At 61.8% G+C, this 24,591-nt stretch carries 27 protein-coding genes; 5 read left to right on the forward strand and 22 right to left on the reverse strand.

All coding sequences use genetic code 11. The features are described from left to right. Positions 1-85: 85 nt before the first annotated feature. From BMZ35_RS00735 to BMZ35_RS00765, 7 genes are all read right to left on the reverse strand, one after another. Positions 86-1,426 carry an NAD(P)/FAD-dependent oxidoreductase gene (locus tag BMZ35_RS00735; protein WP_093090041.1) on the reverse strand — a complete coding sequence of 447 codons (1,341 nt, stop codon included), beginning with the start codon at positions 1,424-1,426 and terminating at the stop codon, positions 86-88. Next, complete coding sequence (locus tag BMZ35_RS00740; RefSeq protein WP_093090042.1) at positions 1,423-2,919, reverse strand: aldehyde dehydrogenase; 1,497 nt, start codon at positions 2,917-2,919, stop codon at positions 1,423-1,425. The genes BMZ35_RS00735 and BMZ35_RS00740 overlap by 4 nt, the downstream gene beginning before the upstream one ends. A gap of 3 nt (positions 2,920-2,922) precedes the next feature. Beyond that, positions 2,923-3,840: a dihydrodipicolinate synthase family protein gene (locus BMZ35_RS00745; RefSeq protein WP_093092431.1), complete on the reverse strand. Its 918-nt coding sequence runs from the start codon at positions 3,838-3,840 to the stop codon at positions 2,923-2,925. 2 nt (positions 3,841-3,842) lie between these two features. Further along, positions 3,843-4,559 (reverse strand): GntR family transcriptional regulator, encoded by a 717-nt coding sequence (locus BMZ35_RS00750; protein ID WP_093090043.1) that lies wholly within the window; start codon positions 4,557-4,559, stop codon positions 3,843-3,845. Positions 4,560-4,731: 172 nt separating this feature from the next. Then, entirely contained in the window at positions 4,732-5,766 is a 1,035-nt protein-coding gene (locus BMZ35_RS00755) for a dipeptidase (RefSeq protein WP_093090044.1), read from the reverse strand. Positions 5,767-5,812: 46 nt separating this feature from the next. Continuing rightward, positions 5,813-6,577: an SDR family NAD(P)-dependent oxidoreductase gene (locus tag BMZ35_RS00760; protein WP_093092433.1), complete on the reverse strand. Its 765-nt coding sequence runs from the start codon at positions 6,575-6,577 to the stop codon at positions 5,813-5,815. Between the two features lie 147 nt (positions 6,578-6,724). Beyond that, a complete protein-coding gene (locus tag BMZ35_RS00765) occupies positions 6,725-7,585 on the reverse strand; it encodes a fumarylacetoacetate hydrolase family protein (RefSeq protein ID WP_093090045.1) in 861 nt (286 codons plus the stop codon). Positions 7,586-7,832: 247 nt separating this feature from the next. Here BMZ35_RS00765 and BMZ35_RS00770 point away from each other — a divergent pair, with 247 nt between their 5' ends. Further along, on the forward strand, positions 7,833-8,048 hold the full coding sequence (locus tag BMZ35_RS00770) for a hypothetical protein (RefSeq protein ID WP_093090046.1): 216 nt from the start codon (positions 7,833-7,835) through the stop codon (positions 8,046-8,048). 26 nt (positions 8,049-8,074) lie between these two features. Here the strand turns inward: BMZ35_RS00770 and BMZ35_RS00775 are convergent, their stop codons facing one another. Both BMZ35_RS00775 and BMZ35_RS00780 read right to left on the reverse strand, forming a co-directional pair. Further along, on the reverse strand, positions 8,075-8,419 hold the full coding sequence (locus tag BMZ35_RS00775) for a BrnA antitoxin family protein (protein WP_093090047.1): 345 nt from the start codon (positions 8,417-8,419) through the stop codon (positions 8,075-8,077). 130 nt (positions 8,420-8,549) lie between these two features. Beyond that, complete coding sequence (locus tag BMZ35_RS00780; protein WP_093090048.1) at positions 8,550-8,957, reverse strand: acyl-CoA thioesterase; 408 nt, start codon at positions 8,955-8,957, stop codon at positions 8,550-8,552. Between the two features lie 89 nt (positions 8,958-9,046). Here BMZ35_RS00780 and BMZ35_RS00785 point away from each other — a divergent pair, with 89 nt between their 5' ends. Next, positions 9,047-10,198 (forward strand): NAD(P)/FAD-dependent oxidoreductase, encoded by a 1,152-nt coding sequence (locus BMZ35_RS00785; RefSeq protein ID WP_093090049.1) that lies wholly within the window; start codon positions 9,047-9,049, stop codon positions 10,196-10,198. A gap of 7 nt (positions 10,199-10,205) precedes the next feature. Here the strand turns inward: BMZ35_RS00785 and trxC are convergent, their stop codons facing one another. From trxC to BMZ35_RS00830, 9 genes are all read right to left on the reverse strand, one after another. Continuing rightward, positions 10,206-10,637 carry a thioredoxin TrxC gene (trxC, locus tag BMZ35_RS00790; protein ID WP_093090050.1) on the reverse strand — a complete coding sequence of 144 codons (432 nt, stop codon included), beginning with the start codon at positions 10,635-10,637 and terminating at the stop codon, positions 10,206-10,208. 45 nt (positions 10,638-10,682) lie between these two features. Next, positions 10,683-11,729, reverse strand: a complete 1,047-nt coding sequence (locus tag BMZ35_RS00795; protein ID WP_093090051.1) for an AbrB family transcriptional regulator — start codon at positions 11,727-11,729, stop codon at positions 10,683-10,685. Positions 11,730-11,819: 90 nt separating this feature from the next. Then, complete coding sequence (locus BMZ35_RS00800) at positions 11,820-12,809, reverse strand: ABC transporter substrate-binding protein (protein WP_093090052.1); 990 nt, start codon at positions 12,807-12,809, stop codon at positions 11,820-11,822. Between the two features lie 40 nt (positions 12,810-12,849). Continuing rightward, complete coding sequence (locus BMZ35_RS00805) at positions 12,850-13,689, reverse strand: ABC transporter permease (RefSeq protein ID WP_093090053.1); 840 nt, start codon at positions 13,687-13,689, stop codon at positions 12,850-12,852. Next, positions 13,689-14,573 (reverse strand): ABC transporter permease, encoded by an 885-nt coding sequence (locus BMZ35_RS00810; protein WP_207502858.1) that lies wholly within the window; start codon positions 14,571-14,573, stop codon positions 13,689-13,691. The genes BMZ35_RS00805 and BMZ35_RS00810 overlap by 1 nt, the downstream gene beginning before the upstream one ends. After that, complete coding sequence (locus BMZ35_RS00815) at positions 14,573-15,358, reverse strand: ABC transporter ATP-binding protein (RefSeq protein WP_093090054.1); 786 nt, start codon at positions 15,356-15,358, stop codon at positions 14,573-14,575. The genes BMZ35_RS00810 and BMZ35_RS00815 overlap by 1 nt, the downstream gene beginning before the upstream one ends. 76 nt (positions 15,359-15,434) lie before the next feature. Further along, the gene (gene hydA / locus BMZ35_RS00820; protein WP_093090055.1) at positions 15,435-16,889 is read right to left on the reverse strand and encodes a dihydropyrimidinase; all 1,455 of its coding nucleotides are present in this window, start codon (positions 16,887-16,889) and stop codon (positions 15,435-15,437) included. 21 nt (positions 16,890-16,910) lie between these two features. Then, positions 16,911-17,159, reverse strand: coding sequence for a hypothetical protein (locus tag BMZ35_RS00825; RefSeq protein ID WP_093090056.1), 249 nt, complete (start codon positions 17,157-17,159; stop codon positions 16,911-16,913). Between the two features lie 170 nt (positions 17,160-17,329). Further along, positions 17,330-18,580, reverse strand: a complete 1,251-nt coding sequence (locus BMZ35_RS00830) for a Zn-dependent hydrolase (protein WP_093090057.1) — start codon at positions 18,578-18,580, stop codon at positions 17,330-17,332. Positions 18,581-18,714: 134 nt separating this feature from the next. On the opposite strand from BMZ35_RS00830, the gene BMZ35_RS00835 reads away from it, so the two are divergent. Continuing rightward, a complete protein-coding gene (locus BMZ35_RS00835) occupies positions 18,715-19,350 on the forward strand; it encodes a TetR/AcrR family transcriptional regulator (RefSeq protein ID WP_093090058.1) in 636 nt (211 codons plus the stop codon). Between the two features lie 16 nt (positions 19,351-19,366). Next, entirely contained in the window at positions 19,367-19,984 is a 618-nt protein-coding gene (locus BMZ35_RS00840) for a TetR family transcriptional regulator C-terminal domain-containing protein (protein ID WP_093090059.1), read from the forward strand. Positions 19,985-20,108: 124 nt separating this feature from the next. Here the strand turns inward: BMZ35_RS00840 and preA are convergent, their stop codons facing one another. Then, on the reverse strand, positions 20,109-21,413 hold the full coding sequence (gene preA / locus BMZ35_RS00845; protein ID WP_093090060.1) for an NAD-dependent dihydropyrimidine dehydrogenase subunit PreA: 1,305 nt from the start codon (positions 21,411-21,413) through the stop codon (positions 20,109-20,111). A 14-nt stretch (positions 21,414-21,427) separates the two neighbouring features. After that, positions 21,428-22,750, reverse strand: a complete 1,323-nt coding sequence (locus tag BMZ35_RS00850) for an NAD(P)-dependent oxidoreductase (RefSeq protein ID WP_093090061.1) — start codon at positions 22,748-22,750, stop codon at positions 21,428-21,430. 303 nt (positions 22,751-23,053) lie between these two features. Here BMZ35_RS00850 and BMZ35_RS00855 point away from each other — a divergent pair, with 303 nt between their 5' ends. Next, on the forward strand, positions 23,054-23,260 hold the full coding sequence (locus tag BMZ35_RS00855) for a cold-shock protein (RefSeq protein ID WP_093090062.1): 207 nt from the start codon (positions 23,054-23,056) through the stop codon (positions 23,258-23,260). A gap of 57 nt (positions 23,261-23,317) precedes the next feature. Here BMZ35_RS00855 and BMZ35_RS00860 read toward each other — a convergent pair whose 3' ends face one another. Then, positions 23,318-23,923 carry an SOS response-associated peptidase gene (locus BMZ35_RS00860; RefSeq protein ID WP_093090063.1) on the reverse strand — a complete coding sequence of 202 codons (606 nt, stop codon included), beginning with the start codon at positions 23,921-23,923 and terminating at the stop codon, positions 23,318-23,320. A gap of 3 nt (positions 23,924-23,926) precedes the next feature. Continuing rightward, positions 23,927-24,550 carry an arylesterase gene (locus BMZ35_RS00865; RefSeq protein WP_093090064.1) on the reverse strand — a complete coding sequence of 208 codons (624 nt, stop codon included), beginning with the start codon at positions 24,548-24,550 and terminating at the stop codon, positions 23,927-23,929. Positions 24,551-24,591 lie beyond the last annotated feature (41 nt).

The following is a 24,591-nucleotide window of genomic DNA, read 5'->3' on the forward strand; positions in this document are numbered from 1 at the left end:
CTTCTTTTCGTGCCGTGCCCAAAAAGCCTGTCATCATCGCGAAATACCGACACGATACCGACGTGATACCGACGCCCCTACCGCCCTATTCGGCGCGCGCCTTCCATTCCCGCCAGCGCAACACCGCGTTGGCCCCGATCTGACGAAACGGTTGCGGCGGCAGCTTTTTCGGCGCGGCTTCGGCGGTGAAGTGATCCGTGATTTCAGAGCGTACCCCACAGGCCAGCTCCGCCGCCGCGATCCCGGTCAGCGTTCCCCGCGCCGTGCCCAGCCCGTTCTGCACGCAGGCCGCGAACAGACCGTCGTCAACCTCGCGCATCACCGCCACGCCATTCAGGCTCAGGCACAGGTGCCCGGCCCAGGCATATTCCATGCTCATCCCCGCAAGCTGCGGAAATCGCTCGTCAAATTTACGCTGCATCACACGCGCCGCCCGGAGCATGTCACCAGCTCGACTTTGCATTCCGGGGCGCAACACCGCGCATGTCCGGGTCACGATCCGGTTGCCGCCCTGCCCGGTGTCTATCCGGCGCATGGTTGTGCCCATCGGGTCGGACGGGGTGATGCCCCAGCGCGGCGCCCCACCAAGCCGGGCGAGTTGTTCCGTGTCCAGCTCCGGCGTCATCACCGCGAAAAGAAAGAGCTGCATCAAACGGTTGCGGGCAAATCCGAAACTTTCCAGATGCCCGTTCACCGACAGGATGACCCGCCCAGCCGACACCGTCCCTCCCGGCGTTGTCACCCGCCAACCCGCGCCTGCCCTGTCAAACCCGAGCGCCGGGCTTTCCTCATAAATATCAACACCCTCACGCGCCAACCCCGCGCCCATGCCCCGAATGTAACCGGCAGGCTGCAGCATCACCGTCCCCGGCGTATAAAGCCCAGACAAGTAATGCGCACTGCCTGTCATCTCGCGCATCTGAGCGGCGTCCAGCATCTCGTGCGCCTCGCCAAGCGACGCCAAGTGGCGGGCATAGCTTTGATTATGCGCATGCGCCGCCGCTCCGGCGGCGCCATTGACCTTGCCAACCGGATCAAAGAAATCCGGCTTGATTTCATAGTCTTGCACGGCCTCGCGCGCGAAAGCCTGCGCCTTGCGATTCATCGCGATTACCGCGCGGTCATCCCCCGCCCCAGCATAGTCCTCACTGCTGAGATCATGTGGCAGGTCGATCATAAACCCCGAGTTGCGCCCTGCAGCCCCCTCGGCCAGCCGCCCGGCCTCCAGCACCACCACCCGCGCTGTCGGCTCCAACTGCTGCAAACGCCGCGCCGCCGACAATCCGGCAAATCCGGCCCCGATGATCACGACATCCGCCGTGCGATCTGCCTCCAGCACCCTGCCCGGCGGTTGCTCACCCAGAATGGCATTCCACGCCGCCTGCCCCCGCTGCCGTGGCAGGCAGCGCGCGGTGATTGTTGTCACGACACGGCCTCGTCTTCATCATCCGCAAGATCGATCCAAAGGGTCTTGAGCCGGGTGTATTGATCATGGGCGTGCAGCCCGTTGTCCCGCCCCCCGAACCCGGATTGCCCGAACCCGCCAAAGGGTGTGCTGATATCCCCCTCGCCAAAGCTGTTCACCGTGACCGTTCCCGCCCGCAACGCCCGCGCACCGCGAATAGCCCGTTTGACATTCGCGGTGAAGATCGACGCGCAGAGCCCGTATTCGGTGTCATTGGCCATCGCGATGGCCTCGTCGAACCCGCTCACTTCGATCACGCTCAGAACCGGGCCGAAAATTTCTTCCCGCGCCAGCCGCGCCGCATTGTCCGGTACCTCAACGACGGTCGCTTCCACGAAACCGTTCTCTGCCTTGCCCCCGATCAGAATGTTCTTCGCATCGGCCAGATACCCGGACACCTTGTCAAAATGCGCGCGGCTCACCAAGGCCCCGACCCGCGTTTCCGGGTCCAGCGGATCACCCACGTTCCAGTGGCGCATATGGCTTTCGATCCGCGCCAGCAGCTCACTTTTCGCGTCCCGATGCACGATCAGCCGTGACGACGCCGAACAATTCTCCCCCATGTTCCAGAATGCCCCGTTGACGACATGCTGCGCCACCCGGTCAAGGTTCTCGGCATCTTCCAGCACCACGGCGGGGTTCTTACCGCCCATCTCAAGCACCACTTCCTTGGCGTTGCTTTCCGCCGCATAAGAGAGGAACCGCTTTCCGGTTTCGGTCGACCCGGTAAAGGACACCATGTCGATATCCATGTGCCGTCCGATGGGTTCCCCCACTTCCGGGCCGCTTCCCGGCACTACGTTCAACACCCCGCGCGGCACTCCGGCCTCCATCGCCAGCTCCGCCACCCGCAACGCCGTCAGCGACGTTTCCTCGGCCGGTTTCACCACCACCGAACACCCCGCCGCCAGCGCCGGTCCAATCTTCCACGCCAGCATAAGCAAGGGGAAGTTCCACGGCAGCACCAGCCCCACCACGCCAATCGGCTCACGCAGGATCATGGCGATGTGATCGTCGGACGCGGGCGACACCTGATCATAGATCTTGTCAATCGCCTCGGCATGCCATTTCAGACAATGAATTGTTTCGGGCAGATCAACGGTTTCGCAATCAAAGATCGTCTTGCCACTGTCCAAACTCTCCATTACCGCCAGCTCGCGCGCATTGCGCGCGATCAGCTTGGCCAACCGGATCAGCACCTCCTTGCGCTCGGACGGATGCAGCCGCGACCAGCGCCCATCCTCAAAGGCGTCCCGCGCCTTTTCAGTCGCGAAATCAACGTCCTGCGCGCCACAGGCAGCCACTTCGGCAAGCTTATCACCTGTCGCCGGGTTCACCGTTTCAAACACCGCCCCCGACTGCGCGGGGCGAAAGCTCCCATCAATGAAGGCCCCGGTCGGAAAATTCAGATTGGCGGCAATCGCGCCATATTCATCCCGTGTCAGCAATCCCATGTCTCAGCCCTCCGTCTGAATATCGGCAATCGTGCGTTTCAGCACCCGCACCACCTGTTCCAGCGCGCGTTTGTCATCCTTGTTCAGCCCCTTGAGCGGAGCACGTACCTCGCCCGCCGGGATGCCGTTCATCGTTACCCCGTGCTTGATCGTCTGGATGAACTTGCCCCCCTGTTCGAGCACCCGCATCAGCGGCATCATCGCCGACATGATCCGCCGCCCCTTGGCAAAGTCCCCTTCAACCACACAGGCCCGGTACAGCGCCACATGCTCGGCAGGCAGGAAGTTCGACCCGCCGCAAACCCAGAACGGCGCGCCCCAGGCAAAGAACTCCAACGCCTGATCGTCCATGCCACAGCCCAGCTGGATATGCGGATAGTCCCGAGCCAAAAGGTGCACCCGGTTGATATCGCCCGAACTTTCCTTGATCCCACAAAAATTCCGGCTGCGCCCGACCCGGTCAAGGAACTCTTCACCCATCATGGTCCCAGTGCGATGCGGATAGTTGTAAAGCATCACCGGCAGATTGGCTGCCTTGTCGATGGCCAGTGCATTCAGCGCATTTTCCCGGTCCGTTGGCACCGCATAGGGCGGGCTCGCCAAAAGGATCGCTTCCGCCTCCATCTCGCGTGCCGCCTGCGCCAGCGCAATCGAGTCATCGGTCAACATCGCCCCGGTCCCCACGACAAGCGGCACCCGGCCCTTGATCTGCGCCTTGGTGAAACGCGCAATCTCGACCCTTTCCGACACGGTCTGGGCATAGTTTTCCCCGGTCGACCCGCCCGAGATCATTCCGTGCACCCCATGATCCAGCAGGAATGCAATCACCTCGGCCAAGGCGTCCCAGTTCACGTTTCCATCCGGCAGATAGGGTGTCACAACGGGCGTGTAGATCCCGTCAAATCTGAAGATCGGTGTCATGGTCATCCCCCTGCTACGGCCTGTCCGGGAAGCGTTCCCAGCGGCATGGTCAACGCGTCCGGCATCACGAACATCTCGATATGGCCGCGCGACAGGTTCCAATGTGCCTCGGCCAACGCCGCCGCACGCTCTGCGTCCCGTGCCTCGATCGCGGCAATGATCTCATCATGATGCGCGCTTGCCTCGGACACGTTTTCAACCATCTTGGTGTCCCCTGGCCGATAGAAGGTCATCGAGATGCGCGCGTGATCAATCAGCAGCCGGTTGAACGACGGCAACAGGTACACGTTCCCCGCCATCACCCCCGTGATCTCGTGAAACCGATTGTTGGACAGCGCCCGGTCGGCACCGCTGCCGCTGCGCAGCGCGGCCCGAAAATCGTCTTGCGCGCCCTTGAGCGCCTCGACCTGCGCCGCCGTCGCGTTAAGCGCCGCCAACCTCAGGATTGCCCCATAGATCATCGGCGCCGCCAAGAAGAAATCCCGCAAGGTGGTATAGGACATTTCGCTCACCCGCGCGCCGCGATTGGTGCGCAGGTCAAGATATCCCTCGCCCGCCATCTCGCGGAACACCTCGCGCAGCGGCGTGCGCGACAGGCCAAACGCCGCGGACAACTCCGCCTCGTCAAGATCACTGCCGGGCGCGATCCGCAATGTGAGGATGGACATCTTGAGATGGTCGTAAAGCCGATTCCGGCGCTGTCTGGCCTCGTCCTTCATGGCATCCCCCCTTTTTATGTGGCCTCAGCGCACCCTCTGCGCGCCATGTGTACAATTTGTGTACGCGATTCGCATACAATTTGTACACAATTTTTTTTTTACGCAAAACCACTCGCGTCATGCCATCCACGCAAGAACGACACGCCTCTATTTGACCAGTCTGGAAACGCCTCTAGCCCAGCGTGCGACCGATAAAGTTCAGCCAGTTCTGATGCGTGATCCCGGCGATCAGGGCCTCGCCATACCCATGTGCGCGCATCGCTCCGACCAGCACCGGCAATTCCCCGGCAGAGGCCAGCTCCGCCGGCATCGGCGCTCCGTCGAAATCCGACCCCAGTCCAACATGGTCCTCACCTGCCAGCGCAATCATGTGATCGAGATGGCGCAAGGCCGCATCCATGCATCCTTCCGCCTGCATCCGCCCATCCGCGCGCAGAAACATGGTGCCGAAATTCAACCCCGCCATGCCGCCGGTTTGCCCGATCATGCGCAGTTGATCATCGGTCAGGTTGCGCGCACCGGGGCTGACCGTGTGGGCATTGGAATGCGTCGCCACCAACGGCACCCCCGCCTCGCCGACATCAAGGAACCCCTTGAACGTCAGGTGGCTTGTGTCCACGATCATACCCAGTTCCGCGCACCGCCCTACCAGCCGCTTGCCCGCCTCACTCAGTCCCGGCCCCGTATCGGGGTCGGACGGATAGCGGAACGGCACGCCGTGCCCAAAGATGTTGGGCCGCGACCAGACCGGCCCCAAGGATCGCAACCCCGCCGCATAGAGCACATCCAGCGCCAACAGGTCGGCATCAATCGGTTCCGCCCCCTCAAGATGCATGAGCACCGCCATCTGCCCGGCGGCCATGGCCGCCTCGATCTCGCCCCGGCTCCGGCAAATCTTCAGCGCCCCGGCGCGCTCCAGCACCACCAGCACCGCCGCCTGCTCGACGATCATCTTCAACGCCGCGCTTTGCTCCAGCGGACCGGGCAACGGCTCATCATAGGGCGGCTCGAACGTGGGCATCACGAATTCCCCCTCCGGCGGCGCAAACAGCGCAAAGAACCCGCCCTTCATCCCGCCCCGACGCGCCTTTTCAAGGTCGATATGCCCGGCCTCAGACCGCGCAAAACGCGCCGCCAGATCCTGTGCCCCCCCTTTCCAAAGCCGCAGAACTGCATCGTTGTGCCCGTCAAAAACCGGAACCGTCATCCCTTGCCCTTTCCTGCCTACGTCCGCCGGACCACCCGGCACCCCGTCAATCCGCCGTCCATCCCCCGTCGATCATCATCGACGTTCCCGTGACAAGCGCCGAAGCCTGCGATGCAAGATAGACCACCGCCCCCATGATATCCTCGACCTCACCCACACGCCCCAGCTTGATCTTGTCTTCCACCCACCGGCGCCGCGCGGGGTCTCCCAGCGTCTGCGCCCCCAACGGCGTGCGGATGAAGGTCGGACAGATCGTGTTGATGCGGATGCACTCCGGCCCCCATTCGATCGCCATGGCCTTCACCATGCCTTCCAGCCCGTGCTTGCTGGCGCAATAGACCGCGCGATCGATGCCCCCGACATGTCCCATCTGGCTGCTGATATGGATGATCGACCCCGGCGTACCTTCACGCATCATCGCCTTCGCCGCTTCGGCCGACAGGAAATAGGCCGCGCGCAGGTTGAGCCCCATCACCGCGTCAAAATCCACCGGCGCGGTCTCGATCGCGGGGGAATGCCGCGCCGTTCCCGCCGAATTGACCACCACGTCAAAGGCCCGGGCCTCAAAGACCTGCGCCAAGGCGCCAAGGTCGCAGATGTCCAACACCAGCGCCTCTGCCGACTGCCCCCGCGCCTGGATCGCGGCCACCGTTTCGTCCAGTTTCTTCGCCCCACGCGCCACGCAGACCACATGCGCCCCCGCAGCGGCCAGCGCGGCCGCACACCCCTGCCCGATCCCCGACGAGGCACCGGTCACAAACGCGCTCTGACCCGCAAGGGAAAACGAAGGCGTCTCTGGCAACTCGGTCATGAACTCTTCCTGTCCCGCAACAAATCCGCCCCATGTTGCGCCGCTTGCAAACCCGGCGCAACCGCAGTGCAAACCGCCCCATCCTTCATTTTGCCAGAAATACTCCGGGGGGTCCGGGGGCCGCGCCCCCGGCCTCGCGGCAGGCGTTCAGCTCTCGTCACCAAGCGCGACCACCTGCTGCGACTGTTCCCCAAGCCCCTCGACCCCAAGGCGCAGCACATCCCCCGGCTTGAGCCAGACCTGCGGGCTCTGCCCCATGCCCACCCCCGGCGGTGTCCCCGTGCAGATCAGGTCGCCCGGCTCCAGCCGGATGAACTCGCTCAGGTAACTGACGATGGTCGCGCAATCGAAAATCATCCTGTCGGTGTTCCCGGTCTGCATCCGCTTGCCGTTCACCTCCAGCCACATGTCCAGCGCCCCGCCATCGCCCAGTTCGTCCCCGCTGACCAGAACCGGCCCCGTGGGGCAGAAATTCGGAAAACTCTTGCCCTTGGCCCATTGCCCGCCCCGCTCCTGCTGCCAGGCGCGCTCGGACACGTCATTGACCACGGTAAAGCCCAGGATGTGATCGAGTGCTGCGTCTTTCGGGATATTCAGCGCCTCTTTTCCGATCACGATGCCCAGTTCGACCTCCCAGTCGAGCTTGCTCATTTTCGGGCTGTAAAGGATGTCGTCATTCGGCCCGCAATAAGTGCCCGAGGATTTGTTGAACAGGATCGGCTCCTGCGGCACAGGAAGCCCCGCTTCCGCCGCGTGATCCGAATAGTTCAGCCCGATGCAATAGATATTCTTCGGCTGCGCCACCGGCGGCGCAATGCGCTTGCCCGCCACATCCGCCACCGGCAAGCTCTCAGGGTCCGTTGCCTTCAGCGTCGCGATCACTTCGGGTGTCAGGCGGTGCGGCCCGAAATCCCCGACGATCGCGGACGCATCGCGCGCGCGCCCCTCCCCATCCAACAAACAAGGCGTCTTGGCCCCGTCACGATCCCCAAAGCGCATCAACTTCATCTGCGTGTCCCCTCGACATGATCCCTGCCCTCGCACGATCCGCGGGGCGTCGGGTTTTGGCGCAAACCACCATCCCGGCGCACAACGAACACATGGGCTTCACCGCATATGACCACGCTCGCGCAGCAGGTGAAAGGCCCAACAAACGACCGGCGCAGGGGGCGCTTCGTGCGAATGCCGCATCCGCGCCACATTTCCGCCCCAATAGGCTGGTCTGCTGCACATTGTTCAATGGGAGAAAACCAGTATGGCCCTGATCCTGATTTTTGTTGGAAGCTTCATCGGCATCATTGTCGCAACGATCCAGATGCTGTTCCAGGACGCAACCTTCTGGCAGGGTTTGGTGACCTACATGACCTTCTCCCTTGGCTTCCCGCTGATGACCGGTCTACTGACCTGGGGGCTGTCCGGCCTGCGCACGCCCTCTCATGATGCCGAGGAATATGGCTGGCATAAGGCCTGATTACAGGGTCTGACCAAGGGGCCTGATTACCCGATCATGTCGTCGTCGAACCGTGCCCGGATCAATTCATCGATCCGCAATTCATCAGCGATCTTCATCTGCGCCCATGTGGCGAGCAACCGATTGATCCGCTCCTGGTATCCCTTGCCCATCGCCCGGTAAAACCGCGCCACCGACTTGTCAAGATAGAGCGTCACCTTCTCCTTCGGCTCCTGAACATCCACATCCTGTTCCAGCGTGTGCCACGCATCGGGAATGTCCTCGCGCAGCGACGCCGACAGCCAGATTTCCGAGTTGAGATACACAAGATTACGGGTCAGCGTGTCCCGGGCGATGCGTTGCGTCTTGGTCAGGCGGCGGGTCTCGGGCATGGCAGGTCTCCTTTGCCGAAACCCTGCCACCGTGCGCTTAACACGCCCCTAGCCCACCGAACGGCGACACCGACGCAATACCGACGTGATACCGACGCGTTACTGCCCCCCCGAATTTTCGCCCCTCGACCTAGTCATTCGGCCACGGCGCATCCTCGGCAGGAACCTCGCGCGGACGCCCATCCTCGTCGATTGCCACGTAGGTAAAAACCGCCTCGGTCACCATTTCTGACGTGCCCTTGCGCGGCTTGTTGGCCCAGGCTTCGATCCGGATTCCCATCGAGGTGCGCCCGACGCGCTCAACCCACGCCCACACGCACAGCACATCCCCCACCTTGACCGGTCGAATGAACTTCATCGCGTCCACGGCAATTGTTGCCACCCGCCCGCGCGCGCGCTGCGCCGCGACGATGCCGCTGGCAATGTCCATCTGGCTCAACACCCAGCCGCCGAAGATATCGCCGTTGATGTTCACGTCCGCGGGCATCGCCACCACGCGCAACGTCGCTTCGCTCTGGGGTTGGATTTCTTCTGCCATGTCCAGTTCCTTTTTCCTGCCACACCACCCTAACCCTCTGGCACGACCGGCGAAAGCTGGTAGAAGCACGGGGGGCAATGAGGCACGCCATGCAGAAATTCGACATCATCGTCATCGGCGCCGGCCCCGCGGGCAGCGCAGCGGCAACATGGGCGGCCCGGCAGGGGCGCTCGGTCGCGCTTGTCGACAAGGCCCGGTTTCCCCGCAACAAGCTCTGCGGCGGCCTTTTCACCGAACGCAGCCGTGCCTACTACCATGAGATTTTCGGACAGGATTTCGATCTATCGCGCGCCGTCACCCGCCGCGACATCGCCTTTTGGCATGACGGCACCGAACTGGCGGTCCTGCATGACATCCCGCCGCTGCATCTCACCATGCGACTGGATCTCGACAACACGCTTTTCACCCACGCCCTCGCGGCAGGGGCCACGGATTATTCCGGCCACGCAATTGCAGAACTCTCTGACAACAAAGTGACATTTCGCGACGGCACGCAGATTTCAGGCGCCGTCCTGATCGGCGCCGACGGGGTCAATTCCATCGTCGCCCGCCACCTTTTCGGCACCCCTTTCAACAAGGATACCATCGGCTTCGGCCTCGAAATCGAAGTCCCGCCCGACGCGCAAAACCCCGCCGACCAACCGCTCCGCATCGACTTTGCCGCTGCCACATGGGGTTATGGCTGGTCCTTCCCGAAACAAGGCTCAACCACCGTTGGCGTTGGAGGTCTGCACGCCCCGAACCCGGACATGAAGGCGCATTTCTCGGGCTATCTGGAAACCCTTGGCATTGATCCGAAACAAGCCCGGTTCAAGGGCCACTACCTCCCGTTCGGAGATTTCCGAGAACATCCGGGCCGCGGCCATATTCTTTTGGCGGGAGACGCCGCAGGGCTTGTCGATCCGATCACCGGCGAAGGCATCGCCTTTGCCATGAAAAGCGGCCAACTGGCGGCGCAGGCCGCCTGTGATGCGCTCTCTGCCGGAACGCCACAATCGGCACTCACCCTTTACAAAACAGCCCTCGGGGACATGCTGCGCAACCTGCGCATCGCCCGTCGCCTGCGCCGCATCATCTTCGCGCCCCGCTGGCAAAAGGCCTTTGTCAGCACCTTCCGACGCTCGGGCACGGTGCGCATGCAATACATGGCGCTGCTCGCAGGCGAGCTCGAATACCCCGAACTCGCCCGCAGCGTCGTTACGCGCCTGCCGCGCTACCTGCTCAACGCATTGCGGCGATAGCCAGCGCTCAGGTATTCGCCTTCACCCAATTCACGATTGCCTGTGAAGGCATCGCGCCCGACTGTCGTGCCCGCTCTTTACCATTCGCAAAGGCCGCCATGGTAGGAATGCCCCTGATCCGGTACTTCGCGCCCGCATTCGGGTGATCCTCGGTGTTCAGCTTGACCAGACGCACCTGCCCGGCCAATTCACCTGCCGCCGCCTGATATTGCGGCGCCATCTGGCGGCACGGCCCGCACCACGGGGCCCAGAAATCCACGACAATGGGCAGATCATCATTGCGCGCCGCCTTCTCCAGCGTCGCTAGGTCCACCTCGGCCACCTTGCCCCCCACAAGCTGCGCGCCACAGGTGCCGCATTTCGGCCCCGCCGTCAGCTTTTCAAACGGCACACGGTTCAACTGGCCGCATTCAAGACAGGTGAGTTTCTTGCCACTCATGTCCACTCTCCAAATTACATTCCAATTTCAATATATATAGAGACCTTACACCGATTGTGAAGACCGCCCCAACATTACAGGCAAGAGGATCGGCAGGATCAGCAACCGCCCCAGATGGCAGGCCGCCACGAACCCGGCATCCGCCCCAAGGATGGCCCCCATAGCGATCATCGTCTCCAACCCGCCGGGTGCAAACGCTACCACCACATGGCTTGCGGGCATCGCAAGATACCATGCCACCGGCACCGAAACCGCCAGCGCCATTCCCATGGTCACAACCGTCGCGCTCAACCCGGCAAAAGCGGTTTTTGCCAGCATTCTCAGCGTGATCCCGCTGAACCGTGTCCCGATCAGCGTGCCAATCGCGCCAAACCCGATCAACGCCAGGGTCGGATGCACCGCCCCCGGTGTCCACTCCACCAGATGGGCCAGTGCCGATACCGCCATGCCCCCGATCAGGTAATGCGCCGGTACACGAAACCGTTTCAGGATTGGCCCCAAACCGGCCCCCGCCAGCATCAACATCGCCAGCGCACCCCACGCCATGACCTCTTGCGGCACCGGAACGCTCCGGTTCAAGTCCGCCCCGGCCAGCGCCAGCGCAAAGGGAACGGCCAGCGTCATTGCCATCACCCGGATCGTCTGGATCACCGTAATCCGCATCACGTCTGCATCAATCTCGGCACTCATCGCAATCACGAAGCTCAGATGCCCCGGCGACGAGGCCAACAGCGCCGCGCGCCGCTCAAACCCGAACCCCCGCATCAGAAGCTGCTGACACACCACCATGATCGCCACCAGCATCCCGCCAAGGGCCAGCATGGCCAGCGGCCAGCGCGTCATGGCCTCGCGCGCTTCGGCGTTCATCCCCGCGCCAATCCCGACCCCCACCAGCAGGAACACCAGGTCCCGCACCGGCACCGCCAACTGGAGCCGTACCCCGCTCAACGCGACCAGCCCAACCATCACCGCCGGCCCGGTAATCTGGTAAAGCGGCAGACCCAGCCAGCGCGCCAGCACAGCCCCCATCGCCCCGATTACAAGGGTTACGGCGGTCTGTACCAAAGGCGAGGACTCGATCCAGTGTATCATGGTTCCGCGCTATCACACTTCGCGTTGATCCAAAAGAAACGGGCCGAAGGATAAATCCCACGGCCCGCTCAAACCTTGAACAAAAGCGCCTTAGTTCAGCGCCTTGTCCGTGATCGCATGGGTCCATGCGCCTTCCGGTTTCTTGGTGATGACCGGGTCCGAGCCGCCCGACATCAGGCTGTCCACGGTCCGCTCATAGTCGGCCGGGTCCAGCGCGCCATTCGAACCGGCGGTCAACTTGGCGATTTCGCCCATCATGCGCTTCTGATGCTTCTCGGTCTGCGCACCCGATGCATCGTTGTCCAGAACGATCATCGCAGCTTCATCCGGGTTCGCCTCTGCGTATTTCCAGCCCTTCATCGAAGCGCGCACGAACCGCACCATCTTGTCGACAAAGGCCGGATCGTTGAGGTTGTCCTCCAGCACATACATGCCGTCTTCCAGCGTCGCCACGCCCTGATCCTCATACTTGAACACCACGAGGTCATCCGGGCTCAGACCCGCGTCGATGATCTGCCAGTATTCGTTATAGGTCATGGTCGACACACAAGCCGCCTGCCCCTGCAGGATCGGATCGACGTTGAAGCCCTGCTTGAGCACGGTCACGCCGCCATCCGAACCGTCCGTCGCGAGGCCCAGCTTGCTCATCCAGCTCAGGAAGGGATATTCGTTGCCATAGAACCAGACGCCCAGCGTCTTGCCTGCAAAATCGGCTGGCGACGACACGCCCGCATCCTTGCGGCAGGTCAGCATCATGCCCGACGACTTGAACGGCTGCGCGATATTGACCAGCGCCAGACCCTTCTCACGGCTGGCCAGCGCCGACGGCATCCAGTCCAGAACCACGTCGGCACCACCGCCCGCGATCACCTGCGCCGGTGCGATATCCGGGCCACCCGGCTTGATGGTGACGTTGAGGTCTTCTTCTGAGTAGAACCCCTTATCGAGCGCCACGTAGTAGCCCGCGAACTGTGCCTGCGTGACCCATTTGAGCTGCAGGGTCACGTCGTCGGCCGCCTGCGCCATGCTGGCGGCAAGCCCAAGCGCTGCGGCGCTGATGGTTTTCATCAGTGTCTTCATTGTTTTTCTCTCCTTGTTGAACGTTTCATTTTTGTTTTTCTTACCCCCGTTGTGAGGGATGCCAGAACGTCACCGCCTTTTCCAAAAGCGCCACGCCCCCATAAAATGCCGACCCGACAATCGCCGCAACGACAATCTCCGCCCAGACCATATCAAGCGCCAGCCGCCCGACCTCTGTCGAAATGCGGAACCCCATGCCCTTGATCGGCGAACCAAAGAACTCGGCCACGATAGCACCAATAAGCGCCAGCGTTGTCGAAATTTTAAGCCCGTTGAAAACGAACGGCATCGCCGCCGGAAGGCGCAGCTTCAACAGCGTCTGCCAATAGCTCGACGCATAGGTCCGCATCAGGTCGCGCTGCATTGCATCCGTGGCCTGAAGCCCCTGCACCGTGTTCACCAGCATCGGGAAGAACACCATGACAACCACCACGGCGGCCTTGGACTGCCAGTCAAAACCGAACCACATCACGAGGATCGGCGCCATGCCAATGATCGGCAATGCGGCGACAAAGTTGCCCACCGGCAAAAGCCCGCGCTGCAGAAACGGGAAGCGGTCGATCACGATCGCGGTCAGGAACGCCCCGCCACAACCGATGATATAGCCCGACATCGCCCCCTTGATCACGGTCTGCACGAAGTCCTCCCAAAGGGTCGGCAGCGACGTGCCAAAGCGGGCGATGATCGCCGAAGGCGGTGGCAACAGAACCGGGTTGATCTCGAACCCGCGCACCACGCATTCCCAGATCAGGATCAGCGTGACACCAAAAATGATCGGAACCGCCAGCGACGTTGCGCGTGTACGCGGCCGATTGGCCAGCCAGACATTCAAAGCCCAGCCGCCAAGCCAGATACCGATCCCTGCAATCAACCAGCCCATCACGCCATCCCCATCCGCTTGAGTACCGCTTTCTGGATCATCCCGATGATCCCGACGAGGCAGGCCGCCAGGGCAGCCGCCGTGATCAGCGCGCTCCAGATCTGGATCGTCTGCCCGTAATAGCTCCCCGCCAGAAGGCGCGCGCCGAGACCGGCCACCGCGCCCGTGGGCAATTCACCCACGATGGCCCCGACCAGAGAGGCCGCCATCGCCACCTTGAGCGAGGTAAAGAGGAACGGCATCGAACTTGGCAGGCGCAGTTTCCAGAACTCCTGCCCGCCGCTCGCGTTCCACGTCTTCATCTGGTCAAGCTGCATCTTGCCGGGGCTGCGCAGCCCCTTCACCATGCCCACCACGACCGGGAAGAACGAAAGATACATCGAGATCACCGCCTTGGGCAGAAGCCCCGAAATGCCAATCGCATTCAGCACCACGATGATCATCGGCGCAATCGCAAGGATCGGGATGGTCTGGCTCGCAATCACCCACGGCATGACGCTCATATCCATGGTGCGGTTATAGACAATCCCCACCGCCAGCGCGATGCCAAGCGCGGTGCCCATCACGAACCCCAAAAGCGTCGAACTCAACGTGATCCAGCTATGATAGATCAGCGACCGCTTGGAAAACGCCCGCCCCTTGGCAACCATTTCACCGGTGGTCTTCCAGATTTCGCGCCCCACCTGATGCGGCGCGGGCAGCTTGGGTTTTTCCTGGCTGAGCGTGTCGGCAATCAACTCCGAGGTGGTCAGTTCGACCCCGGCCCGCTTGGCCTTGTCATACGCCCAGGCAGAGTTCAGCGCCACCGATCCCGCATACCAAAGCACGAAAATCGCGATCACTACCGTGATCACCGGACCGATGCGATACCACAGCGCGCCCATCAGACATCATCCCCGTGTCCGGCCCGCAGCCCGTCGCGCACCCGGTGCGCGATCTCGATGAATTCCGGGGAATCCCGGATATCCAAAGGCCGCTCCTTGGGCAGCGTGCTTTCGATCACATCCGTGATCCGTCCCGGACGCGGGCTCATCACCACGATCTTGGTCGACAGATACACCGCCTCGGGGATCGAGTGGGTCACGAACCCGATGGTCTTGTTGGTGCGCGCCCAAAGGTCGAGCACCTGCTCGTTGAGGTGATCCCGCACGATCTCGTCCAGCGCCCCGAAAGGTTCGTCCATCAACAGGATATCGGCATGGAACGCCAATGCCCGCGCGATACTGGCCCGCTGCTGCATCCCGCCCGACAACTGCCATGGGAATTTCTTCTCGAACCCCTCCAGGTGCACCAGGTCAAGCACTTCCTTTACCGACCGCTCCTGCTCGGCCTTGCTCACGCCCATAATCTCCAAGGGCAGGCGGATATTACCGCCAATCGTGCGCCACGGATAAAGCCCGGCATGTTGGAAGACATACCCATAGGCCCGCGCCTTGCGCGCCTCGGCGGGACTGACCCCGTTCACGGTGATCTCCCCCGCCGTTGGCTGTTCCAGATCCGCCATCACCCGCAGGAACGTGGTCTTCCCACAGCCCGACGGCCCGATAAAGCTGACGAAATCGCCCTTGTTGATCTCAAGATTCACATCCTTGAGCGCGTGAACCGGCCCGTCATTCGTTTCAAATGTCAGGCTCAGGTTCTTTGCCGAGATTACCGTGGTGTCGCTCATTTAAGTCTCGTTTCTTCTCGCCGCCACACAGGGGCGGATGGTTGGCCGGACACGCATCTGTGCCCGGCCTTCTGCGTCAAACACCGGTCGCCGGAATGCCGGTCCGCTCAACAGGACGCGGCGCAGTCAGCTCTTTCCAAGTCGAAAGCGCCTTGTTCACGGTGGTGTTGGCTTCGCGCGCCACGAACTTGCCGTGGCCTTCCTGCGTCTGGATCGCCCCGTCATTCACAGCCACCTGTCCCCGGGTCAGCGTATAGCGCGGCAGCCCCTTGACCTTGTGACCCTCAAAGACGTTGTAGTCGATCGCCGACTGCTGGCTGTCTGCCGAAATGGTCTTTTCCTTCTCGGGATCCCAGACCACGAGGTCCGCATCCGCCCCCACCAGAACCGCGCCCTTCTTGGGATAACAATTCAGGATCTTCGCGATATTTGTCGAGGTCACGGCCACAAACTCATTCGGCGTCAGCCGCCCGGTCGCCACGCCCTGCGTCCACAGCATCGGCATCCGGTCCTCAAGCCCACCGGTTCCGTTCGGAATCTGCGAGAAATTGCCCACGCCATAGCGTTTCTGCTCGGTGGTAAAGGCGCAGTGATCCGTTGCCACAACCGACAGCGAGCCTGACTGCAACCCGGCCCACAGGCTGTCCTGGTGCTTCTTGTTGCGGAACGGCGGCGACATCACGCGCCGCGCGGCATGGTCCCAATCGGGGTGGAAATACTCGCTCTCATCCAGCGTCAGGTGCTGGATCAGCGGCTCGCCCCAAACCCGCTTGCCCTGCATCCGCGCCCGGCGGATCGCCTCATGCGCCTCTTCACAGGACGTGTGCACCACGTAAAGAGGCACGCCCGCCATGTCGGCAATCATGATCGCCCGGTTGGTCGCTTCGCCCTCAACCTGAGAGGGCCGCGAATAGGCATGCGCCTCCGGCCCGGTATTGCCCTCGGCCAAGAGCTTGGCGGTCATCTCCGCCACCACATCGCCATTCTCGGCATGCACCATCGCGATGCCGCCCAGTTCCGACAGACGATTGAACGAGGCAAAGAGCTCGTCATCGTTGACCATCAACGCGCCCTTATAGGCAAGGAAATGCTTGAACGTGTTGATGCCCCGATCCTCGATCACGGTCTTCATGTCATTGAACACCTGCTCGCCCCACCATGTCACCGCCATGTGGAACGAGTAGTCACAATTCGCGCGGGTCGACTTGTTGTCCCAGCGCTTGATCGCATCCAAAAGGCTCTCACCCTGGTTCGGCAGACAAAAATCGACGACCATCGTTGTCCCCCCGGCCAACCCGGCGCGCGTGCCGCTCTCGAAATCGTCGCTGGAATAGGTGCCCATGAACGGCATCTCCAGATGCACATGCGGATCAATCCCGCCCGGCATCACGTAACACCCGGTCGCATCGAGCTCCTTGTCCCCCTTGAGGTCCGGCCCGATCTCGGTGATCACCCCCCCATCAACCAGCACATCCGCCTTGTAGGTCAGATCCGCCGTCACAATGGTTCCATTCTTGATAACCGTCGACATGTCTTAACTCCCTATTGTTCTTTAGATCGACCCGAACACACCAATCGCGTCGCCATGCACCCCGATATCCACGGGGCCGAATTTGCTTTCCGTTACCAGCGAAAACGTCTCGGCAGACGGCACCCAGACCACCCGGTAATCGCCATTGCTGCGCGTCACCGCCCAGCAGATCATCGACACACCCCCTGAAAACTTCACATCCACTTCCTCGGGCTCGATCATCACCGCACGGAAATCTTCCAGGGTCACACGATGCCACTCGGGCGACATCGGTGTCCCCCAGCCTACAACGCGCGCGGCGCATTCAGGATCGTAATCCCTGAGCTCCGCCGCAAGTAGCGCCTTTATGTGGCTCGCCTGGCTGATTTCTGCGGTCCTTCCTTCATTTTGCCAAAAACACTCCGGGGGTTTGGGGGCTGGCCCCCAATCCGTCCGTCACCTCACTCCACGATCTCGGCCGTCTCCAGAACCGCATGCATCAGCACATCCGCGCCCGCGGCCGCCCATTCGCGGGAAATCTCTTCCGCCTCATTGTGCGACAACCCATCCACACACGGACACATCACCATCGCCGTTGGCGCGACCTGATTGATCCAGCAGGCATCATGCCCCGCGCCCGAGATGATATCCATATGCGAATAGCCCAGACGCTCTGCCGCCGAGCGCACCGCCGTCACACAGCCCTCATCGAATTTGACCGGGTCAAACCCGCCCACCTTCTCAAAGGAAATCGAAAGCCCCATCTCGTCGGCAATCTTCTGTCCCTCGACCCGCAGCCGCGCTTCCATGTCTTCGATCACGGAAAGCTCGGGGGAACGGAAATCCACCGTGAACACCACCTTGCCGGGGATCACGTTGCGCGAGTTCGGGTAGACATCGATATGCCCTGCCGCGCCCACGGCATGCGGCGCATGGCTCCACGCAATCTCATCCACCTTCTCCAGCACCCGTGCCATGCCAAGACCCGCGTTCTTGCGCATCGGCATCGGCGTCGATCCGGTATGGCTGTCCTTGCCCTCGATCGTCACCTGCGTCCAGCTCAACCCCTGACCATGGGTGACAACCCCAATATCCTTTTCCTCGGCTTCCAGAATGGGCCCCTGCTCGATATGCAACTCGAACATCGCATGCATCATACGTGCGCCCACCGGCTCATCCCCACGCCAGCCAATCCGCTTCAGCTCGTCGCCGAATTTCTTGCCTTCCGCATCTTCGCGGTCATACGCCCACTCTTCCGTATGCACCCCGGCAAAAACACCCGAGGCCAGCATCGCCGGCGCAAACCGTGTGCCTTCCTCGTTGGTCCAGTTGGTGACAACAATCGGATGCTTGGTCTTGATGCCCAGATCCTTCATCGTGCGCAGGATTTCGAGACCGCCCAGCACCCCCAGCACCCCGTCATACTTGCCACCCGTCGGCTGCGTATCAAGATGTGAGCCGACGTAAACGGGAAGCGCGTCGGGATCGGTGCCCGGATACTCGGCAAACATGTTGCCCATCGTATCGAGCCCCATGGTACAGCCCACCGCCTCGCACCAGCTCTGGAACAGCGCGCGTCCCTCGCCATCTTCATCCGTCACGGTCTGGCGATTGTTGCCGCCCGCAACACCGGGGCCGATCTTGGCCATCTCCATCAGGCTGTCCCACAGCCGATCCGCGTTTACCTTCAGGTTCTCTCCCGGTGCCGCCATGTCTGTCTCCCTGGCTATCTCGCGTCGGGCCGGTTTTTCTGGCCTCTTGCGTTCGCGTGGTTCCTGACCGTATGGTCAAATTCAGAGCACCACACCCTGACCAAACGGTCAAGAAAATTCTCAAGGGATATTTCATGGCCCCCACCCGACGCAGCAGCAGCAAAAAAGAACGCCGCCAGGAAAGCGAAAAGCTCATTTTGTCAGCAGCCGAAAAAGTCTTTGCCGAAGCGGGGTTTGGCGGGGCCACCATGCAGCTGATCGCCGATGTGGCGGGCCTGCCAAAGGCCAACTTGCACTACTATTTTCCCACCAAGGAATCGCTTTATCGGCAGGTGGTGCAGAATATTTTCCAGATCTGGCTGCAGGCTGCGGACATCTTTGACGCCGCCGATGGCCCCGCCGAGGGAATCGGTGCCTATATTGACGCCAAGATGGAGATCTCCCGCCGCCACCCCGAAGGCTCCAAGGTCTGGGCCTCCGAGGTGATGCACGGCGCGCCCGTCATTCAGGATTATCTCGAAACCACGCTCATGGAATGGACGGCAGGCCGCGCCGATGTCATCCGGCGCTGGATCGACGAAGGCCGCATGGACCCGGTCGACCCCGATCACCTGCTTTACATGCTCTGGGCCACGACCCAGCATTACGCCGATTTCGGCCACCAGATTGAAACGCTCAACGGCGGCGCGCCGCTGTCGGATGACCAGTGGGAGGCCGCAAAGGCCAGCGTGAAACAGATCATCCTGCGCGGCATCGGCGCGCTGGACTGACCCCGAAAGGACCGACATGGCCAACACGCCCGCCAAGAAACCCAGCCGCATCCAGCAACGCAACCGCAAGCGCATCCTCGACGCTGCGCTCGAGGTGTTTTCGCGCCACGGCTATCGCGGGGCCACGCTGGACCAGATCGCCGACGAGGCCGGGCTCTCCAAACCCAATATCCTCTACTATTTCGATGGCAAAGAGGACATCCATGTCTCCCTGCTCAACCAGTTAATGCAAACTTGGCTCGATCCGCTGGACGCCATGGACCCGGACGGAGAACCGCTCAGCGAACTCTTGGCCTATGTTCACCGCAAATTGGAAATGAGTCGCGATTTCCCCCGCGAAAGCCGCCTGTTTGCCAATGAAATCCTGCAAGGCGCGCCGCGCATGGGGCCGCATCTGAAATCCGGCCTGAAACCGCTTTTCGACAAGAAAACCGCGCTGATCCAGCGCTGGATTGATGCCGGGAAACTCGCCCCGGTCGATCCCCGCCACCTTGTTTTCTCCATCTGGGCCACCACCCAGCACTATGCCGATTTCGACGCACAGGTCCGGGTCTTGCTGAACGGAGAAAAATCCATCCCCGACAGCGCCGACAGCTACCTCGACACGCTTTTCCGAAAACTTCTCACCCCCTGATCTTTCTTTTTCCCCAAATACCCCGGGGAGTCCCGGCTTGCCGGGACGGGGCAGCGCCCCAAACAAGAAAACGCCCGCCGCAGGGAGGACCGCGGCGGGCGTCTTGTTGTCGGCAATGCTTGGCTTATTCGGCCGCCTGCACCGACGGGTTGTTCGGATGCGTGGTCCAGTTCCCATAGTCGGGTGAAACCGGCTGGCCGGTGCGCTCATCCATGTCGCCGGGTTCCAGCGTTTTCATGGTGATACAGCCTTCGACAGGGCAGACATTCACACACAGGTTGCAGGCCACGCATTCGTCATCCTTGACCGTGAACACGCGGTCTTCCGACATCTCGATCGCCTGGTGGCTGGTATCTTCGCAAGCCGCGTAGCACCGACCGCACTTGATGCAATCTTCCTCGTTGATCACTGCCTTGGTGACGTGATTGAGGTTGAGATACTGCCAGTCGGTCACGTTCGGCGTCGCCATGCCGACAAAATCCGCCGTGCTTTCATAGCCCTTCTCGTCCATCCACTGGCTGAGACCCGAAATCATCTCCTGCACGATCTTGAACCCATAGGTCATCGCCGCCGTGCAAACCTGCACGTTGCCCGCCCCCAGCGCCATGAACTCGGCCGCATCACGCCACGTCGTCACGCCGCCAATGCCGCTGATCGGCAGCTTCGCGGTTTCCGGGTTGCGCGCGATCTCGGCCACCATGTTCATCGCGATCGGTTTGACTGCCGGGCCGCAATAGCCGCCATGGGTGCCCTTGCCGTCGATCATCGGCTCCGGGCTCATCACGTCCAAGTTCACACTCGTAATCGAGTTGATCGTGTTGATCAGGCTCACCGCATCCGCGCCACCATTGAGCGCTGCGGTCGCCGGGTAGAGAATATTGGTGATGTTCGGCGTCAGCTTGACGATCACCGGCAACCCGGTCGCCTCCTTGGCCCAGCGCGTCACCATCTCGATATATTCCGGCACCTGCCCCACGGCAGAACCCATGCCGCGCTCGGCCATGCCATGCGGACAGCCAAAGTTGAGCTCGAATCCGTCACAGCCGGTTTCCGCGATCATCGGCAGGATGTCTTTCCACGCCTTCTCCTCGCAGGGCACCATGACAGACGCGATCAGAGCATGGTCCGGATAGTCGCGCTTCACGCGGGTCATCTCTTCGAGATTAACCTCAAGCGGACGGTCGGTGATCAGCTCGATATTGTTAAGGCCCAGCAAACGCCGGTCCGCGCCGTGAATGGCGCCATAGCGCGGCCCGTTCACGTTGACGACGGGCGGGCCCGCCTCTCCAAGGGTTTTCCACACAACCCCGCCCCAGCCCGCTTCGAAGGCGCGGCGCACGTTGTATTCCTTGTCCGTCGGCGGCGCCGAGGCCAGCCAGAACGGGTTGGGGGATTTGATCCCGATGAATTCGCTTGTCAGATCAGCCATTGTCACTGTCCTCCTTACGCCATCAACGTGGCGTGAATGTCTTCCGCCGCATCACGGCCCTCGGCCACGGCCGTCACGGTCAGGTCATCGCCCCCGGTCGCGCAATCGCCCCCGGCCCAGATGCCTGCCACGCTGCTGCGCCCCGCATCATCGACCTTGATCTTGCCTCGCTCCAACGCGGGCAGGCCTTCGCCTTCCAGCGTCTGGCCGATCGCCTTGAAAACCTGATCCGCCGCCAACCGGATCGTGTCTCCGGTCGGGTTCAGATCGTCATCGGTATAGGCAAATTCGATCTCGCGCACCGCGCCATTGCCGATCACCGCCTTGGGCGAGGCATTGGTGATGATGCGCACGCCCTTGCTCGCGGCCAGATCCTGTTCAAACTCGGACGCATTCATCCGATCCCGGCCCCGGCGATACACCAGCGACACGTTGAGCGCGCCCAGCAGTTTGGCCTGCACCGCGGCATCCACCGCCGTCATGCCGCCGCCGATCACGACAACGTCGCGGCCAATCGGCAGACTTGCCAGATCGCTGGCCTGACGCAATTCGGCGATGAAATCAACGGCGGCTTCAACGCCGTCCTTGTCCTCGCCATCCACGCCCAGCGCATTCACGCCGCCCAGACCAATGCCAAGGAACACCGCGTCGTGCGTGGCCTTCAACCCATCAAGCGACAGCCCCGCGCCCAGCGCCCTGCCGGTCTCGATGGTGATGCCACCGATCTTGAGCAGCCAGTCGACCTCGCGCGCGGCAAAACCGTCAACCGACTTGTAGGCCGCGATGCCGAACTCGTTGAGCCCGCCCGCCTTGGGGCGTGCATCATAAACGGTCACGTCATGGCCATGCATCGCCAGCCGATGCGCCGCCGCGAGACCCGCAGGCCCCGCACCAACCACGGCCACCTTCTTGCCCGTGGCCGCCGCACGCTTGAACGGATGCACACCTGCATCCACCAGCGTGTCGGTGGCATAGCGCTGCAACCGCCCGATCTCGACCGGTTTGCCTTCCGCTGTCTCTCGTACGCAAACCTCTTCACACAGTGTCTCCGTCGGACACACCCGCGCGCACATGCCGCCAAGAATGTTCTGATCAAAGATCGTCCTGGCCGCCGCTTCCGGCGTTCCCGTGGCAATTTGGCGAATGAACAACGGAATATCGATATCCGTCGGACAGGCCGTCATGCAGGGTGCATCGTGGCAGAAATAACAACGATCCGCCGCAACAAGCGCCTCGTGATCGTCAAAGCGGGGATGCAAATCCCCGAAGTTCTCGGAAAGCTCCGCGGCGCTCAGACGCCCCGCCGTGATCCCTTCGCTGAACGGTGTTTTGGACATAAGACCTCCCCATACACCTTGTTTGGCTATACCCTCACGCTCTCACAGGTTCATTTTTTTATCAACTGGTAAAAAAATAAAAATGTGCCTCAAACCCCGAACCGCCCACAATTTCATCGGAAATTCCCCGCCGAAAGTGACAGTTTCACAGAAGTTTTGCTTGTAAATGGGCGCCATCGGTATCAGATGGGGGGTGCAAGTTACTACATTCGACCACCTGCTCCTTTTCCGGCTCAGTCATTCGATGCGTGACAAAGCCGAGCTGCCGCATGCTGCGGGCAGTACAAAACAGGAGATACGGATATGGCCACTGGCACCGTAAAATGGTTCAACACCACCAAAGGTTATGGCTTCATTGCCCCCGATGACGGCGGCAAGGACATCTTTGTTCACATTTCTGCAGTCGAGCGTTCGGGTCTGACCGGCCTCGCCGACAACCAGAAAGTCAGCTACGAGCTGCAGTCGGGCCGTGACGGTCGCGAGAGCGCCGTGGATCTGGCCGCGATGTAATCGCGTTTCGGGCGCTGGTCCTTTGACCACGCCCTTTCGAATACGGTCAGGGGCCGCCTATGGCCCCGACCAATCAACGTCCCCCGCCTCTTCGATCCGCAACAGCCCGTTGGGCCAGGGCACCATGAGCGGCGCGACGTCCTCTTTGTTTCCCAATATCCAAAGCGCCACGTCCTCGCGGCGAAGCAACACGCCCATCCGGTGATGGATCGGCGCGACATCTGCATTCGGCTCACAGGTCACCATGGCGACCTGCGGCACTTTCAGCCCGCCGGGCGCGGTCCATTCATCCGTGATCGCGGCAAAGATCAAAGGCTCCGGGCCAAAGAGGCGCCACGCGGTCTTGCGGCGCTTTTCCCCGGTCCATTCATACCAGCCATCCAAGATGACAACCGCCCGCCCCACACCATCAAAGGCGCTCTTGTCAAACACCGTTTCGCTGCGCGCATTGATGATGGTCTCCATCACGGGCCGCCCCCGCGCATTCACCCGCCCCACCGGGATAATCCCCCAGCGCATCCGCTGAAATCCGTTATCCGTGAAACAGACGATCTCCTGACCCGGCTGAATATTTTGACGGGGCGGTTCCTCCGCAGGCGCATCCACCTCCATCCATGCGGCGATCTCCGCCATTGGCGTGGTCAGGAAAAACCGCCCCGGCATCGCCTAGTCCACGCCTTCAACAAATTGCAGGACATACGGTCCCAGTGCCTCTACAATCCGTTCCACCCCAGCCGCATTCGGATGCAGCCCATCGCCCTGCATCACGCTGCCCATTTCCTCGGTCGGCACGTCCCGCAGCCCTTCAAAGAAGTCCGGTGCCAACGCCACGCCGTATTCCTCGGACAAAGCCCCGTACATGCCGTCAAACGCCTCCTTGTACGCGGCCCCGTAGTTTAAAGGCGCGCGCATGCCGACCAACAAAATCTCGACGCCCTGCGCCCGCGCCGCCTCAATGATCCCGGCAAGATTGCCCCGACTCACCGCCGGATCAATCGCGCGCAACACGTCATTGCCCCCAAGCGCCACGATCATCGCGTCGACCTCCGGCGTCAGCGTCCAGCCCACCCGCGCCAACCCGCCTTGCGTCGTGTCCCCTGACACGCCCGCATTGATCAACCGCACGTCAGCGCCCTGTGCCGTTAACCAGCGCTCCAACGCCGGCACAAACCCCTTCTCCGGTGCCAAACCATACCCGTGGGTCAGACTATCGCCCAGCGCGGCCACCACCACTTCCTCCGCCCAGACCGGCCCGCCCATGAAAAGACCAACGGCCAACGCCTTGCCCATCAAATTCACGTGCCCATATAGTTCTGAAACCTTTGACAACA

The sequence above is a fragment of the Shimia aestuarii genome (genome assembly GCF_900114635.1).
Classification (GTDB): Bacteria; Pseudomonadota; Alphaproteobacteria; order Rhodobacterales; family Rhodobacteraceae; genus Shimia; species Shimia aestuarii.

Coding starts and splice junctions, on each gene's coding strand:
- BMZ35_RS00740 (WP_093090042.1), bottom strand. CDS start 2,919: ATGGGATTGCTGACACGGGATGAATATGGCGCGATTGCCGCCAATCTG.
- BMZ35_RS00745 (WP_093092431.1), bottom strand. CDS start 3,840: ATGACACCGATCTTCAGATTTGACGGGATCTACACGCCCGTTGTGACA.
- BMZ35_RS00750 (WP_093090043.1), bottom strand. CDS start 4,559: ATGAAGGACGAGGCCAGACAGCGCCGGAATCGGCTTTACGACCATCTC.
- BMZ35_RS00755 (WP_093090044.1), bottom strand. CDS start 5,766: ATGACGGTTCCGGTTTTTGACGGGCACAACGATGCAGTTCTGCGGCTT.
- BMZ35_RS00760 (WP_093092433.1), bottom strand. CDS start 6,577: ATGACCGAGTTGCCAGAGACGCCTTCGTTTTCCCTTGCGGGTCAGAGC.
- BMZ35_RS00765 (WP_093090045.1), bottom strand. CDS start 7,585: ATGAAGTTGATGCGCTTTGGGGATCGTGACGGGGCCAAGACGCCTTGT.
- BMZ35_RS00770 (WP_093090046.1), top strand. CDS start 7,833: ATGGCCCTGATCCTGATTTTTGTTGGAAGCTTCATCGGCATCATTGTC.
- BMZ35_RS00775 (WP_093090047.1), bottom strand. CDS start 8,419: ATGCCCGAGACCCGCCGCCTGACCAAGACGCAACGCATCGCCCGGGAC.
- BMZ35_RS00780 (WP_093090048.1), bottom strand. CDS start 8,957: ATGGCAGAAGAAATCCAACCCCAGAGCGAAGCGACGTTGCGCGTGGTG.
- BMZ35_RS00785 (WP_093090049.1), top strand. CDS start 9,047: ATGCAGAAATTCGACATCATCGTCATCGGCGCCGGCCCCGCGGGCAGC.
- trxC (WP_093090050.1), bottom strand. CDS start 10,637: ATGAGTGGCAAGAAACTCACCTGTCTTGAATGCGGCCAGTTGAACCGT.
- BMZ35_RS00795 (WP_093090051.1), bottom strand. CDS start 11,729: ATGATACACTGGATCGAGTCCTCGCCTTTGGTACAGACCGCCGTAACC.
- BMZ35_RS00800 (WP_093090052.1), bottom strand. CDS start 12,809: ATGAAGACACTGATGAAAACCATCAGCGCCGCAGCGCTTGGGCTTGCC.
- BMZ35_RS00805 (WP_093090053.1), bottom strand. CDS start 13,689: ATGGGCTGGTTGATTGCAGGGATCGGTATCTGGCTTGGCGGCTGGGCT.
- BMZ35_RS00810 (WP_207502858.1), bottom strand. CDS start 14,573: ATGGGCGCGCTGTGGTATCGCATCGGTCCGGTGATCACGGTAGTGATC.
- BMZ35_RS00815 (WP_093090054.1), bottom strand. CDS start 15,358: ATGAGCGACACCACGGTAATCTCGGCAAAGAACCTGAGCCTGACATTT.
- hydA (WP_093090055.1), bottom strand. CDS start 16,889: ATGTCGACGGTTATCAAGAATGGAACCATTGTGACGGCGGATCTGACC.
- BMZ35_RS00825 (WP_093090056.1), bottom strand. CDS start 17,159: ATGTCGCCCGAGTGGCATCGTGTGACCCTGGAAGATTTCCGTGCGGTG.
- BMZ35_RS00830 (WP_093090057.1), bottom strand. CDS start 18,580: ATGGCGGCACCGGGAGAGAACCTGAAGGTAAACGCGGATCGGCTGTGG.
- BMZ35_RS00835 (WP_093090058.1), top strand. CDS start 18,715: ATGGCCCCCACCCGACGCAGCAGCAGCAAAAAAGAACGCCGCCAGGAA.
- BMZ35_RS00840 (WP_093090059.1), top strand. CDS start 19,367: ATGGCCAACACGCCCGCCAAGAAACCCAGCCGCATCCAGCAACGCAAC.
- preA (WP_093090060.1), bottom strand. CDS start 21,413: ATGGCTGATCTGACAAGCGAATTCATCGGGATCAAATCCCCCAACCCG.
- BMZ35_RS00850 (WP_093090061.1), bottom strand. CDS start 22,750: ATGTCCAAAACACCGTTCAGCGAAGGGATCACGGCGGGGCGTCTGAGC.
- BMZ35_RS00855 (WP_093090062.1), top strand. CDS start 23,054: ATGGCCACTGGCACCGTAAAATGGTTCAACACCACCAAAGGTTATGGC.
- BMZ35_RS00860 (WP_093090063.1), bottom strand. CDS start 23,923: ATGCCGGGGCGGTTTTTCCTGACCACGCCAATGGCGGAGATCGCCGCA.
- BMZ35_RS00865 (WP_093090064.1), bottom strand. CDS start 24,550: ATGGGCAAGGCGTTGGCCGTTGGTCTTTTCATGGGCGGGCCGGTCTGG.